At 62.7% G+C, this 12614-nt stretch carries 12 protein-coding genes and 1 tRNA gene; 3 read left to right on the top strand and 10 right to left on the bottom strand.

Annotated features, from left to right (window positions below):
• Positions 1–170: 170 nt before the first annotated feature.
• From IMX18_RS03790 to dapA, 6 genes are all read right to left on the bottom strand, one after another.
• Positions 171–1148, bottom strand: coding sequence for an integrase (locus IMX18_RS03790; RefSeq protein WP_217190968.1), 978 nt, complete (start codon positions 1146–1148; stop codon positions 171–173).
• A 109-nt stretch (positions 1149–1257) separates the two neighbouring features.
• Positions 1258–1347 (bottom strand) — tRNA-Ser (locus IMX18_RS03785).
• 91 nt (positions 1348–1438) lie between these two features.
• Positions 1439–2149, bottom strand: a complete 711-nt coding sequence (gene purC, locus IMX18_RS03780) for a phosphoribosylaminoimidazolesuccinocarboxamide synthase (RefSeq protein WP_004375217.1) — start codon at positions 2147–2149, stop codon at positions 1439–1441.
• 30 nt (positions 2150–2179) lie between these two features.
• Positions 2180–2938 (bottom strand): MBL fold metallo-hydrolase, encoded by a 759-nt coding sequence (locus IMX18_RS03775; RefSeq protein ID WP_015271459.1) that lies wholly within the window; start codon positions 2936–2938, stop codon positions 2180–2182.
• Positions 2939–4060 carry an outer membrane protein assembly factor BamC gene (bamC, locus tag IMX18_RS03770; protein WP_004375223.1) on the bottom strand — a complete coding sequence of 374 codons (1122 nt, stop codon included), beginning with the start codon at positions 4058–4060 and terminating at the stop codon, positions 2939–2941.
• A gap of 15 nt (positions 4061–4075) precedes the next feature.
• On the bottom strand, positions 4076–4963 hold the full coding sequence (gene dapA / locus IMX18_RS03765; RefSeq protein ID WP_015271460.1) for a 4-hydroxy-tetrahydrodipicolinate synthase: 888 nt from the start codon (positions 4961–4963) through the stop codon (positions 4076–4078).
• Positions 4964–5222: 259 nt separating this feature from the next.
• Here dapA and IMX18_RS03760 point away from each other — a divergent pair, with 259 nt between their 5' ends.
• Together IMX18_RS03760 and IMX18_RS03755 are read left to right on the top strand one after the other, a co-directional pair.
• Complete coding sequence (locus IMX18_RS03760) at positions 5223–5783, top strand: glycine cleavage system transcriptional repressor (protein ID WP_013973793.1); 561 nt, start codon at positions 5223–5225, stop codon at positions 5781–5783.
• Positions 5784–5794: 11 nt separating this feature from the next.
• The gene (locus tag IMX18_RS03755; RefSeq protein ID WP_004375231.1) at positions 5795–6268 is read left to right on the top strand and encodes a peroxiredoxin; all 474 of its coding nucleotides are present in this window, start codon (positions 5795–5797) and stop codon (positions 6266–6268) included.
• Positions 6269–6382: 114 nt separating this feature from the next.
• On the opposite strand, the gene IMX18_RS03750 is transcribed toward IMX18_RS03755, so the two are convergent.
• Both IMX18_RS03750 and IMX18_RS03745 read right to left on the bottom strand, forming a co-directional pair.
• Complete coding sequence (locus tag IMX18_RS03750) at positions 6383–7453, bottom strand: AI-2E family transporter (RefSeq protein ID WP_015271461.1); 1071 nt, start codon at positions 7451–7453, stop codon at positions 6383–6385.
• 19 nt (positions 7454–7472) lie between these two features.
• Positions 7473–7712, bottom strand: a complete 240-nt coding sequence (locus IMX18_RS03745; protein ID WP_004375233.1) for a sulfurtransferase TusA family protein — start codon at positions 7710–7712, stop codon at positions 7473–7475.
• Positions 7713–7834: 122 nt separating this feature from the next.
• Between IMX18_RS03745 and IMX18_RS03740 the strand changes: the two genes are divergently transcribed.
• Positions 7835–9271, top strand: coding sequence for a M48 family metalloprotease (locus IMX18_RS03740; protein WP_217190966.1), 1437 nt, complete (start codon positions 7835–7837; stop codon positions 9269–9271).
• Between the two features lie 118 nt (positions 9272–9389).
• On the opposite strand, the gene nadA is transcribed toward IMX18_RS03740, so the two are convergent.
• Positions 9390–10448, bottom strand: coding sequence for a quinolinate synthase NadA (gene nadA / locus IMX18_RS03735; protein WP_100413321.1), 1059 nt, complete (start codon positions 10446–10448; stop codon positions 9390–9392).
• A gap of 297 nt (positions 10449–10745) precedes the next feature.
• Complete coding sequence (locus IMX18_RS03730; protein WP_217190964.1) at positions 10746–12254, bottom strand: YdgA family protein; 1509 nt, start codon at positions 12252–12254, stop codon at positions 10746–10748.
• Between the last annotated feature and the right edge of the window lie 360 nt (positions 12255–12614).

The following is a 12614-nucleotide window of genomic DNA, read 5'->3' as shown; positions in this document are numbered from 1 at the left end:
AATGCAATCGGCCACTCTCTAGTGAAAAAGCGAGTTCCTATTGCCAGAAGTAAAACCCAACCGATTGAAAGCGACATGCCTAAAACGACACATATCCTGCGCAAACCTTCGGGCAGCTGCCTCATTTAGCTTCCTTGATCAATCTTGCTTGAAGAGCCGGCATGATAACCTCACCCTAACTTTTCGGCGAGGTCTTGCGGGCTGAGGTGCGTGTAGCGCTTGAGCATCGCCAGGGTCTTGTGCCCCGTGATACTCGCGACTTCCATCATCGTGAAGCCTCGCTCGAAGAAACGACTGGTTGCCTCATGGCGCAGGTCGTGAAGGCGCAAGCCTTCGATCCCAGCAGCCTCGCAGGCGCGGGGGAAATAGTTGCTGATCGTGTTGAGGGCCAGGTTGAAGTACCGGCCGCCACCGATCGGCGTGGGCAGGCCCTCCAACAGGGCGATCGCCCGGGAGGACAGCGGCACCGCGCGCCTCTCGCCGTTCTTGGTGTCTTCCAAGTAGGCCACTTTGCCGCGCACCTGGTCGCGGCGCAGCATTAGCAGCTCAGACCGGCGCATCGCCGTCTCCACCGCCAGCTCAATGAACACCGGCAGCTGGGCATTCATCTGGCCGGCCGCCTTGTATAGGGCGGTGAGTTCCGCCGGAGTTGGGCGCCGATCCCTTTCATTGCTGCCACGTGGCATCCGGATCGCCCGGCACGGGTTGGTCAGCCCTTCAATGCCCCACTCCTTGGTGGCGACTGTGTAGAGGTGGCTGATCACCGCCAGGTCGAGGCGGACTGTCGCCGTCGACTTGCCTTCCTTGAGCTCAGCATCGCGGTAGGTGGCCATGTCGCTCGAGCGGATCGCCGCGAGTCCCTTGCTGGCCAACTTGTGCTCCTTCCACTTCTTGATGCGGACCTGTTCCTGCTTGGCGCCTTTCTTGGTCGAGGTGACCTCGGACAGGTAGCGGTCCAGGGCCTCAGACAGGGTCGTGCTCTCGGCCTCGCGCATGTCGACAAAGCGCGCACGCGACATATCACCCTCGATCTCGGCGGCCCATCGCTGGGCTTCTGCCTTGGTGTCAAAGGTGGCGGAAAGAGTTGGGTATCCTTTGCGGCGAATCTGGGCCCGCCAGCTGTCACCGCGCTTTTCGTAGTAGGCCATGGCGGAATGATAGCGAACGCTTGGGGGAATTACACGTTCCCCCATTCCCCCAAAATTCCCCCAAACGGAAAAAGCCCCGAGGGCTATACAGCGCTCGGGGCCTTTAATATGGCGGAGAGATAGGGATTTGAACCCTAGGTACTGTTGCCAGTACAACGGATTTCGAATCCGTCCCGTTCGACCACTCCGGCATCTCTCCAATGCCGCGCATCATACCAGCGTTCTTTTAAAACGCAAACCTTTTTTTAAAAAAAATCGCGTGGTATCAGGCGCTTGCGTGAACGCGCCGCTTACAGCGGCACGCCCAGGCGCTTGGCAACTTCTTCGTAGGCTTCGATAACGTCGCCCAGGCCCTGACGGAAGCGGTCCTTGTCCATCTTCTTGCGGGTCTCTTTGTCCCACAGGCGGCAGCCGTCCGGGCTGAACTCGTCGCCCAGCACGATCTGGCCATGGAATACGCCGAATTCCAGCTTGAAGTCGACCAGCAGCAGGCCGGCATCATCGAACAGCTTGCTCAGCACTTCGTTGACTTTCAGCGACAGCTTTTTCATTTCGGCCAGCTGCTCGGCAGTGCCCCAGCCAAACGCGACAACGTGGGATTCGTTGATGAAGGGGTCGCCCTTCTCGTCGTTCTTCAGGAACAGTTCGAAGGTGGACGGCTCCAGCTTGATGCCCTCCTCCACGCCCAAGCGCTTGACCAGGCTGCCGGCGGCGTAGTTGCGCACCACGCACTCGACCGGAATCATGTCCAGCTTCTTCACCAGGCACTCATTGTCGCCCAGCAGTTTGTCGAACTGGGTCGGCACGCCGGCTTCTTCCAGTTTCTGCATGATGAAGGCGTTGAACTTGTTGTTCACCATGCCTTTGCGGTCGAGCTGTTCGATGCGCTTGCCGTCGAACGCCGAAGTGTCGTTACGGAACAGCAGGATCAAGCGGTCGGCGTCGTCGGTCTTGTAAACCGATTTGGCCTTGCCGCGGTAGAGTTCGTCGCGTTTTTCCATGATTGGGCTCCGCTTGCTTGAGGTGTTGGGCTAGGCGATTTCGCGCCAGTCGAGCCCGTGTTCCTGATTCGCCACCTGGAGCCAGTCCGGGTCGCACCCAAGGGTATCGACGAAGCACTGGCGAGCCAAGTGTGGCAGGTTGTTCTTGCTGCTGAGGTGGGCCAGCACCAGGTGTTGCAGGTTGCTCCAGCCCAACTCGTGCACCAGGCGCGCGGCCTGGTGATTGTTCAAATGTCCTTGCATGCCACCCACCCGCTGCTTCAGGAAGGCCGGGTAGTGACCGCGTGCCAGCAGGTCGCGGCAGTGGTTGGCCTCGATCAGCAGCGCATCCAGGCCCTGGTAACGCTCCAGCAGCAGCGCGTCGTACGAGCCCAGGTCGGTCAGCATGCCGAAGCGCCGCTGGCCGTCACTGACCACATACTGCAGCGGCTCGTAGGCGTCGTGCTCGACCCGCGCCGCGGTCACTTCCAGGCTGCCGATACGCAGGCTTTGGCCACAAGCGAGAAAACCGGCCACCTCCACCGGCTTGCGCATGCCGCGCAAGGTCCCCTGGCTGAGGTAGACCGGTACATTGTAGCGCCGTGACAGCAAGCCGACCCCATGCACGTGGTCGGCATGTTCGTGGGTGACCAGTACCGCACTGAGCTGGGCTGCCGACACGCCGAGCAGCGCCAGGCGCCGCTCGGTCTCGCGCAGGGAGAACCCGCAATCGACCAGGATGAACGTGTCACCACTGGCGATCAGCGTGCCGTTTCCCTGGCTGCCGCTTCCGAGTACCGCGAAGCGCACTTAGCCCAGGTGGTCCTGAATGGCGCTCAGCACGCGGCGGGCGACATCGGCCGGGGCCACGGTGTTGATGTTCTTCTCGACCGTGACCTGCACGCTCTCACCCACCTTGCTCAGGCGAACCTGGTAGCGCTCGGCACGGGCTTCACGCTCTTCCTTGGTCGGTTCGCTGCCGAACATGCGGCCGAAGAAGCCAGGCTGGTTCTGCTTGTCTTCAGGCTTTTCAGACAGGTTGATGTAGTACAGGCCAAGGCTGCGGTTGATGTCCTCGACACGCCACTCGCCACCCTGCTCCAGGGCACGACCCACGCTGGACCAGGCGCGGTCCAGGTCGGCGCCCAGGTACAGCACCGGGTTGCCACTGCCGTCTTCGCTCAGGCTGACGCGGCTTGGCGCGTCGAAATCGCGCGCGGCCAGCAGCGATACCGAACCGCCCTTCTCGGCGCTGCGATTCATGCTGGCAAGCATTTCGTCGACCAGCAGGGCATCGGCACCGGTGTTGCTGGAGGTGGACGGGAAATCGGGCTCGGCAGTGCTGCCAGCCGGGCGCTCGACGCTGACCACATACACCTCGGAGGTGTTGCGCTGCACGCCAGGCTCCATGCGTACACGCACGCGCACTTCGCTGTCAGCGCTGCTGGCAGTGCTGGCCAGGCGCTGGCCGAGCGAAGCCGACAGTTCGTCGAAACGCTGCCAGGTGGTGTTGAATTCACCGGTCTGCGGGCGCTCTTCGGCGATGCGGAAGCCATTGTCCTCGAAGAACTGGCGAGCCACCGGCCATACCTCGGCCGGCGAATGCTGGGCCAGCACCCAACGGCTGCTGCCGCTGCGCTGCAGGCTGTAGTCGGTAACCTGGGCGGCGCCACCGGTCATCGGTTGCGGGCGAGGCACCTCGAATTCGCCGGTGGCGCTGTCGTCGGCGACGTTGCGTGGGATCGGCAGCAGCGGGTCAAGGCGCTTGACGTTGCTGGCGTCCGGCGGCAGCTGCATCGGCGCAGTCGGGCGCGCCTGCAGGTAATCGCTGCCGCGGTCGCGGAAATAGCCATCCTCGCCCCACAGCCAGCCACACCCACTGGTGCTGGAAATGATCAGGGCAAGGGCGGAAAGACCAGCCAGTCGCTTCATGCGGTGTACTTCCTCTTAAACCAGTACGCCGGACTGGCGCAAGGCAGTACGGACTTTTTCGTGGCAGCCTTCGCTCAGCCAGGTCAGCGGCAGGCGAATGCCTTTGTGCATCAGGCCCATTTCGACGAGCGCCCATTTCACCGGGATCGGGTTGGACTCGCAGAACAGGTCTTTGTGCAGCGGCATGAGTTTTTCGTTGATTGCGCGGGCCTTCTCGGCATTGCCCTCAAGGGCGGCCTCGCACAGGTCGGCCATTTCGCGCGGGGCGACGTTGGCGGTGACGGAGATGTTGCCCTTGCCGCCCATCAGGATCAGCTCGACGGCGGTCGGGTCGTCGCCGGACATGACGATGAAGTCTTTGTCGACGCCATCGAGGATGGCCTTGGCGCGTACCAGGTCGCCGGTGGCTTCCTTGATGCCGATGATGTTCTTGACCTTCGACAGGCGGATCACGGTATCGGCCTGCATGTCGCAGGAGGTGCGGCCGGGTACGTTGTAGAGAATCTGCGGGATGTCGACGGCTTCGGCGATGTGCTTGAAGTGCTGGTACAGGCCTTCTTGCGTCGGCTTGTTGTAGTACGGAACCACCAGCAGGCAGGCGTCGGCACCAGCGCTCTTGGCGTTCTGGGTCAGGTGCACGGCTTCGGCAGTGGAGTTGGCACCGGTGCCGGCGATGACCGGGATGCGGCGGCTGCTGCGCTTGACGCGCTCAACCACGTGCTTGATGACCAGGATGTGTTCTTCGACATCCAGCGTGGCGGACTCACCGGTGGTGCCGACAGCGACGATCGCATGGGTGCCGTTTTCCAGGTGGAAGTCTACAAGTTTGTCGAGGCTGTCCCAGTCAAGACGCCCTTGTGCATCCATGGGAGTGACCAATGCCACCATACTGCCCGCAATCATGTAACTGCTCCTGCCGGAAAAAGAGAGCGGTAATGGTACTGGGGGCATCGGCCTTGCACAAGCGAAGCAGGCGGGCGGAGCATTCCCCTCGGCGCCTTATTTCGCTACCCTTGATGCTTTGATCGGTGCAGCGCGGCCCGCCGGGCCGTCGACCTTGCTCCCCGCCAGCGTCCACGACCTCGCATGCGAGCCCCGGGCCCTGCCGACAGGAGGCTTTCGCCCGTCCTGTGCCGACCGCTCATCGCTTTAGGAATGCTGCATGTCCACCCCCACCGTCCGCGAACAATTCCTTGTCATCAGTGCCCTGGGCCCGAACCCCATGGAACTGGCCAACGTCCTCAGCCGCGCTGCGTTCGAGAACCGCTGCGCGGTGGTCACCTCGCGCCTGAGCCGCCACGGCGAGACCAGCGCCCTGGTACTGCAGGTTGGTGGCAGCTGGGACGCCCTGGCACGCCTCGAAGCCATGCTGCCGGGCCTGGGCAAGAAGCACGGCCTGACCCTGGACGTGGTGCGCAGCGCCGACCAGGAAGTGCGCCCGCAGGCCCTGCCCTACGTCGCCTACGTCAGCGCCGCCTACCGGCCGGACATCATCAACGAGCTGTGCCAGTTCTTCCTCGACCACCGCGTCGAGCTGGAAGCCATGACCTGCGATACCTACCTGGCACCGCAGACCGGCAGCAGCATGCTCAACGCCCAGTTCACCGTGATTCTGCCGGCCGGCACCCAGATCAGCTGGCTGCGTGACCAGTTCCTGGACTTTGCCGATGCCCTGAACCTCGATGCGCTGATCGAGCCATGGCGTCCACAGAACCCAATGTAAGGAAACCGACCATGGCCGTAGCACTCGACCAACCCGTTGCCGACTTCCAGGCCCAGGCCACCAGCGGGCAAACCGTCAGCCTGGCCGAGCTCAAGGGCCGGCAGGTGGTGGTGTACTTCTACCCGAAGGACAGTACCCCGGGCTGCACCACCGAGGGCCAGGGTTTTCGTGACCAGCACGATGCCTTTGCCGCAGCCAACACCGTGGTGTTCGGCGTGTCGCGCGATGGCATCAAGTCGCACGAGAACTTCAAGGCCAAGCAAGGCTTCCCGTTCGAGCTGATCAGCGACAAGGACGAAGCCCTGTGCCAGCTGTTCGATGTGATCAAGCTGAAGAAGCTGTATGGCAAGGAATATATGGGCGTTGACCGCAGCACCTTCCTGATCGACAAGGACGGTGTGCTGCGCCACGAATGGCGCGGGGTGAAGGTGCCCGGGCATGTGGATGCAGTACTGGCTGCTGCCCAGGCCCTGAACAAGGCTTGAGATCGTTGGGGGCGCTTTGCGCCCCTTTCGCGACACAAGGCCGCTCCTACAGGAAATCGCGTATCCCTGTAGGAGCGGCCTTGTGTCGCGATGGGCTGCAAAGCAGCCCCAAAATTACAGCATCGGTGACACACTAGGCTCCTGCCGCGGCCAGGCATCCAGCACGGCCTTGATCAAGGTCGCCAGCGGGATGGCAAAGAAAATCCCCCAGAACCCCCACAACCCGCCAAACAGCAACACCGCGCAGATGATCGCCACCGGGTGCAGGCTCACCGCCTCGGAGAACAGCAGCGGCACCAGCACGTTGCCGTCCAGCGCCTGGATGATCGCGTACACCGTCATCAGGTAGATGAACTGGTCACCCCAGCCCCACTGGAACAATGCGATCAACGTCACCGGCACGGTCACCACAACCGCGCCCACGTAAGGCACCACCACCGACAGCCCCACCAGCAGCGCCAGCAACGCGGCGTAGTTGAGCCCCAGGCTGATGAAGGCGATGTAGGTGGCAATGCCGCAGATCAGGATCTCGATGCCCTTGCCGCGGATGTAGTTGGCGATCTGCCGGTTCATCTCGCTGCCCACCCGGTTCAGCAGGCTGCGCTGACGCGGCAGGTAGCCGCTGACCCAACGGCCGATCAGTTCGCGGTCCTTGAGAAAGAAAAACACCAGGATCGGCACCAGCACCAGGTAGATCATGGCGTTGACCAGTAGCGGCAGGCTCGATAGCGAGAAGGTCAGCGCCCACTGGCCGAACTTGCCGATTTCCCCGCGCACCGACTCGATGGCATGCAGCACCTGCTCGTCCGACACCAGGTGCGGGTAGCGCTCGGGCAACAGCAACAACAGCGACTGCCACTTGCCGAGCATGCCCGGCAGTTCGTTGAACAGGGTGATCAACTGGTGCCACAGCAGCGGCACCAGCACCAGCATGAACACCGCCAACGCGCCCATGAACAGGGCGAACACCAGCATCACCGCCAACCGGGTGGGTACCCGCAAGCGCTCCAGGGCATTGACCAGCCCCTGCATCAGAAACGCCAGCACCATGCCCGCCAGCACCGGCGCAAGCATGCCACCGAGGGTGAGTACCGCAGTAAAAGCCAGGAACAACAGGACCGCCAGCACCACCGCTTCCTCATCGGAGAAGTAGCGCTGCATCCAGTCGCGAAGCACTTTGAACATTGACGATCCTTGGAAAGACTCAGGCCTTGCGTAGCCAGTAAGTGTAGGTACCGGCCTCGGCCGTTTCCCGCAGCAGGGTATGACCGGCCAACTGGGCAAAAGTGCGGAAGTCGCGCTGGGAGCCGGCGTCGGTGGCGATTACCTTGAGCACCGCGCCGCTGGCCAGGCGGTTGAGTTCCATCTTGGCCTTCAGCAGCGGCAAAGGGCAATTCAGCCCGCTGGCGTCCAGTTCGGCGTCACAGGTCAGGGTTTCACTCATTGCGGGGCTCTCCAAAGGCATTGCCAGGCTGTATCTGGATTTGGCCGGCTAGGATAGCGCCACTGGTCGCCAACGTGTGAGCCCGCTACAGTAGGTATCTTTGACCGACGCGAGCTTCATGCATGAATCTACTGCGCCCTACCCTGCTGACGCTGGCCTGCCTGTTGGCCCTTCCTGGCCATGCTGACGACCTGCCATCACTGGGTGATGCCAGTTCCGCGATCGTCTCGCCGCAACAGGAGCACCAGCTCGGCCGTGCCTGGCTGAGCCTGCTGCGCGGCCAGGTCAACCAGCTCAACGACCCGCAGCTGAAGGACTACGTCGAGACCAGCGTGTATCGCCTGGCCGAAACCAGCCAGCTGCAGGACCGCCGCCTGGAATTCATCCTCATCGATAGCCGCGAGCTCAACGCCTTTGCCGCCCCGGGCGGCATCGTCGGGGTAAACGGCGGGCTGTTCCTCAACGCCCAGACGGAAGGCGAGTACGCCTCGGTACTGGCCCACGAACTGGCGCACTTGTCGCAGCGCCACTTCGCCCGCGGCGTCGAGGCCCAGCAGCGCATGCAACTGCCGATGATGGCGGCGCTGCTGGCCGGTATCGTGCTGGCGGCCGGTGGCGGCGGTGATGCCGGTATCGGTGTGATCGCCGGCACCCAGGCGGCGGCGATCCAGGAACAGCGGCGCTTCTCGCGGCAGAACGAACAGGAAGCCGACCGTATCGGCATCCAGAACCTGGAAAAGGCCGGCTACGACCCGCGCAACATGCCGACCATGTTCGAGCGCCTGGCCCGGCAGTACCGCTACGACGCCAAGCCGCCGGAATTTCTGCTGACTCACCCGGTAACCGAGTCGCGTATCGCCGACACCCGCAACCGTGCCGAGCAGGCACCCAAGGGCGGCGTCGAGGACAGCATGCGCTACCAGCTGATCCGTGCCCGGCTGGCGCTGACCTACGAAGGCACCCCGGGGCTGGCGGCCAAACGCTTCCGCGCCCAACTGGACGAAGACCCCAAGCTGGACGCCGCGCGTTACGGCCTGGCCCTGGCGCAGATCAAGGGCGGCCAGCTGAACGAGGCGCGTGAACTGCTCAAGCCCCTGCTGGCCAAGGCGCCCAACGACATTACCTACAACCTGGCGCAGATCGACCTGGACATCACCAACAACCGCCTGGCGGATGCGCAGCAGCGTGCTGAACGCATGCAGGGGCTGTACCCGGGCAACTACCCGCTGAAGCAGGTGCGTGCCGATCTGCTGGTGAAACTGAACAAGCCCGCCGAGGCGGAAAAGGTGCTGAACGAACTGGTGAAGAGCCGGCCGGATGACCCGGACGTGTGGTACGACATGGCCGAAGTGCGGGGCCTTTCGGGAAATACCATTGGCTTGCACCGGGCGCGGGCAGAGTACTTCACCCTGGTGGGCGATTTCGACCAGGCGATCCAGCAGCTGGATTACGCCAAGCGCAGGTCGGGCGAGAACTTCCCGCTGGCAGCACAGATTGACCAGCGCCAGCGCGAGATCATGGAGCAGCAGCGCATGGTTCAGGAAATGATGGGGCGCTGAATATTGAGGGAGCGCTTCGCGCTCCATTCGCAGCACAAGGCTGCTCCTACAAGGGAATGTGATCTCTTGTAGGAGCAGCCTTGTGCTGCGAATGGGCCGCAGAGCGGCCCCAGCAATCTCAGGCGTTACCGGACAACTTCAGGCGCGCTGCCTGGGTAAAGTCCAGCATCCGGTTCAACGGTTTGATCGCCTTCGGCACCAGCGCCGGGTCGACAAAGATCTCGTTCGTGCCATTACGCAGGCAATCCAGCACACGCTCCAGGGTGTTCATCGCCATCCACGGGCAGTGCGCGCAACTGCGGCATGCCGCGCCGTTACCGGCGGTGGGGGCTTCGACGAACTCCTTGTCCGGGCACAGCTGCTGCATCTTGTAGAAGATGCCGCGGTCGGTGGCGACGATGAAGGTCTTGTTCGGCAGGGTCTGGGCAGCCTTGATCAGCTGGCTGGTGGAGCCCACCGCGTCGGCGAGTTCGATCACCGCTTCAGGCGACTCGGGGTGCACCAGAATCGCCGCATCCGGATACAGCGCCTTCATGTCGGCCAACTGGCGCGACTTGAACTCTTCGTGAACGATGCAGGCACCGTCCCACAGCAGCATGTCGGCACCGGTTTGCTTCTGGATGTAACGCCCCAGGTGCTGGTCCGGGCCCCAGATGATGGTTTCGCCGTTGTCCATCAGGCTTTCGACGATTTCCAGCGCGCAGCTCGAGGTCACCACCCAGTCGGCACGGGCCTTCACGGCTGCGGAAGTGTTGGCGTAAACCACCACGGTGCGCTCGGGGTGCTGGTCACAGAAGGCCGAGAACTCTTCCACCGGGCAGCCCAGATCGAGCGAACAGGTGGCCTCCAGGGTGGGCATCAGCACGCGCTTTTCCGGGGTTAGGATTTTCGCCGTCTCGCCCATGAAGCGCACACCGGCAACGATCACGGTTTCGGCCGGGTGGTTCTTGCCGAAACGGGCCATTTCCAGCGAGTCGGACACGCAGCCGCCGGTTTCTTCGGCCAGCGCCTGGATGACCGGGTCGCAGTAATAGTGGGCGACCAGCACGGCGTTCTGGGCCTTGAGCTCGGCAGCGATGGCCGCACGGTATTCGGCCTCCTGCTCGGCTGTCAGCGGGCTTGGCTGCTTGGCGTCGAGGTGGGCCTGAACCAACAGGCGTTCGGAAATCTGGGTCATGATCGCTGGACCTGCAGGCGCGTGCGCGCGTCAAATCGAGTGTATCACCCGGCCCTGACAGATCGGCTAAGGGTGCCGGACGGCACAAAGGCCGCCACGGCCCTCTGCGGGCGCGGATTATTATCGGAGGCCGAAGGCTACAGACAATCCAGCGAATTCTAAAGTGGTTTTTGTGTTGCCTGTGCTGGCCCTATCGCCGGCAAGCCAGCTCCCACAGGATCACTACTGCCAGCAACATTTGTGCAATCCCTGTGGGAGCCGGCTTGCCGGCGATAGGGCCGGTACAGGCCTAGCCGATCAGCCCTGCGGAGACAGGGCCGCCAGCTGCGCCGCCATGAGCATGGCAAACTCTTCCACGGTCATCTTCTTGCCGTTGAAGTCGACCATGCCGTCGGCATAGTGCAGGCTGCTCACCACATCATTGCCCTGCACGGTGGCCATGCCGCTCTGCAGCGCCATCATGCCGACCATTTCCCCGGCCTGGCTCGATTGCATGGCGATGGCCTGGGCGTCGGTCTGGCCATCCAGCAGTGCCTGCAAGGTTGCCAGGTCACCGATCATCGGCTTGGACAACGACAGCTTGCTCTTCACCTCGGTGATCAGTTGCTTGCTCAACTGGTCAGGCGGCAGGTCGAAGCTGGCCGGGGCGGCGAAGCCCATCGACAGGTCGAAGCGGCTTTCACCATTGGCAGTCCTGAACGACAGGTTTTCCACCGCCACCCGGGGCTTGGCAGCCAGCAGTTTCTGCAGCTCGCCCTGGAACCTTGCCTTCTCCTCATCGTCCATCTGGATTTCCGGCACCGGCTGGCCAGCGGCAGCTGCGGCCTCGAATTCCGGCAGATGCGCCTGGTACCACGTCGACAACGCCTGTAGCGCCGGCGCGTTGACCGACGTGATGCTCACCGCCATCTGCGCCTTGCCCACCGCACGGCCATCCCAGGTGATATCCCCGACCTTGTACTCCACGCGGCCACCCACGGTATCCGGGCCCTCAAGGGTTTGCAGGGCGTTCTGCTCCAGCCCCTTGACCACCAGCACCTGCTGTTTCGGCCCTAGGGTGACCTTGGTTTCGGCCAGCGCCAGGTCGACGTTGCCCACGTAGATGACCTCGTGCGCGGTGGCCGCCAGTTGGCCGCCGACCTTCAGCCCATTGAGCTCGAAGGTGGCAGGCGGCTGGTCATCGCGTACCAGTTTCATCACGAACCGATCGGCCTGGCCGTGGAAGCTCGAGGCCTTGCCTTCCTGATCACCACCGACTTGCAGTTGCATGCCCGAGAAGTCGAGGCTGTTGCCATCCGCTTGGTCGAGCTTGACCGGGGCCAGGTGCACCTGGCTGACCACATTGCCGTCGTAGCCCAGGCTGGTCTGTGCGCTGACCGGGGCCTGCTCGCCCGCTGCGGCGAACCACGGCGCGGTGGCGTCGTCCTTCTGCAACGTGCTGTTGCTGACTGCCAGCACCGGCATCAGCTTCAGTGCCTTTACCCGCGACCAGGGGAACGGGCCGTGCTCGATCTGGTCGGTCACGCCAACGTCGAAACTCACCACTTCGCCTTCGCCCAGGTTGATATCGCGGGCCTTGAGCCGGTACTGGGCGGTACTGCTGAAGAAATGCTGCTCCAGCGATACCCGTTCGATGCTCATGCTGCCACCGGTACTCACCAGGGCCTTCTTGAGTTCCGCGTTGCTGCGGACCAGGGCGTTGTCCAGCTCCGCAGGCAGCTGCTTGCCGGTGTACCAGGCGCCAGCGGTGGTTGCGACGGCGATGGCGATAGCCAGGCCGGAAAGGATGCCAACTGATTTCTTCATGAATAGAACCGATTGCTGTCCATATGGGCTTCGTAGGCGGCCAAGGGCCACACAGGACGCCAAGAGTACCACTGCCGCCCAGCCCTGGCGCTGGCCAGGCTCGAGAAATCCGGTTTTTGGGAAACGCCTGACAGACCTGCCAAGGGAGACGGGCATTCGTTAATTTTTGCGAACACCAAAATTGATCACAACCGCAAAAAAACGCGCAAAAACCGAACAAAACCCCACTTTAATCGATAAATATTTCAATCCAGCAACATCTTGTCATGTTTAACTTGACACTAAGCTACCCATCGTTTTTTATTTTCACCACTTTGCGCGCTCCCCCGCGCCCCCGCTGCTCCAACAATAAAGGTGAAC

Origin of the sequence: Pseudomonas shirazica, from assembly GCF_015168335.1 — a bacterium.
Lineage (GTDB): Bacteria > Pseudomonadota > Gammaproteobacteria > Pseudomonadales > Pseudomonadaceae > Aquipseudomonas > Aquipseudomonas asiatica.
This window is presented reverse-complemented; position numbering and strand designations above follow the sequence as displayed.

Coding starts and splice junctions, on each gene's coding strand:
- IMX18_RS03790 (WP_217190968.1), bottom strand. CDS start 1,148: ATGGCCTACTACGAAAAGCGCGGTGACAGCTGGCGGGCCCAGATTCGC.
- purC (WP_004375217.1), bottom strand. CDS start 2,149: ATGGAAAAACGCGACGAACTCTACCGCGGCAAGGCCAAATCGGTTTAC.
- bamC (WP_004375223.1), bottom strand. CDS start 4,060: ATGAAGCGACTGGCTGGTCTTTCCGCCCTTGCCCTGATCATTTCCAGC.
- dapA (WP_015271460.1), bottom strand. CDS start 4,963: ATGATTGCGGGCAGTATGGTGGCATTGGTCACTCCCATGGATGCACAA.
- IMX18_RS03760 (WP_013973793.1), top strand. CDS start 5,223: ATGTCCACCCCCACCGTCCGCGAACAATTCCTTGTCATCAGTGCCCTG.
- IMX18_RS03755 (WP_004375231.1), top strand. CDS start 5,795: ATGGCCGTAGCACTCGACCAACCCGTTGCCGACTTCCAGGCCCAGGCC.
- IMX18_RS03750 (WP_015271461.1), bottom strand. CDS start 7,453: ATGTTCAAAGTGCTTCGCGACTGGATGCAGCGCTACTTCTCCGATGAG.
- IMX18_RS03745 (WP_004375233.1), bottom strand. CDS start 7,712: ATGAGTGAAACCCTGACCTGTGACGCCGAACTGGACGCCAGCGGGCTG.
- IMX18_RS03740 (WP_217190966.1), top strand. CDS start 7,835: ATGAATCTACTGCGCCCTACCCTGCTGACGCTGGCCTGCCTGTTGGCC.
- nadA (WP_100413321.1), bottom strand. CDS start 10,448: ATGACCCAGATTTCCGAACGCCTGTTGGTTCAGGCCCACCTCGACGCC.
- IMX18_RS03730 (WP_217190964.1), bottom strand. CDS start 12,254: ATGAAGAAATCAGTTGGCATCCTTTCCGGCCTGGCTATCGCCATCGCC.